This window comes from Micromonospora sp. DSM 43699 (assembly GCF_055517075.1).
In genome coordinates this window covers 1-480 of sequence record NZ_JBTMMT010000185.1, presented here as the reverse complement: position 1 = coordinate 480, position 480 = coordinate 1, and the positions used below count along the sequence as shown (strand labels likewise).

Annotated in this window: 1 protein-coding gene; it reads left to right on the top strand. The window is 73.3% G+C overall.

Features of this window, described 5'->3' with window-relative positions:
* On the top strand, positions 1-480 hold a 480-nt coding region (locus AC0AIB_RS31155), incomplete at both ends, for a methyltransferase domain-containing protein (protein WP_465098072.1).

The window sequence follows — 480 nt, the reverse complement described above, 5'->3', positions numbered from 1 at the left end:
GCCCCGGCCATCTCAGCGCGGCGATGCAAAAGCGCTGGCCGCGCGCGCAGGTGGTCGCGCTCGACCTGGCGCCGCCGATGCTGCGCCAGGCGCGCGAGAACTTCGGCGGCGGCGGCTGGCGTCAACGCCTGCTCGGCGGCGCGCGCCGGCCCGAGCCGGTGTGCGCCGACGCGCGCGCGCTGCCGCTGCGCGATGCCAGCGTCGATGTGCTGTTCTCCAACCTGTGCCTGCAATGGGTCGAAGACCTGCCGGCGGTGTTCGCCGGCTTCCGCCGCGTGCTCAAGCCCGGCGGCCTGCTGCTGGTGTCCACGTTCGGCCCGGACACCTTGTTCGAACTGCGCGGCGCCTTCGCCGAAGCCGACGCGGCGCCGCACGTGAGCCCGTTCGCCTCGATCGCCCAGTTCGGCGACGCGCTGATCGCGGCCGGCTTCAAGAATCCGGTGCTGGACCGCGACGAGTTCGTGCTCGGCCATCCTGACC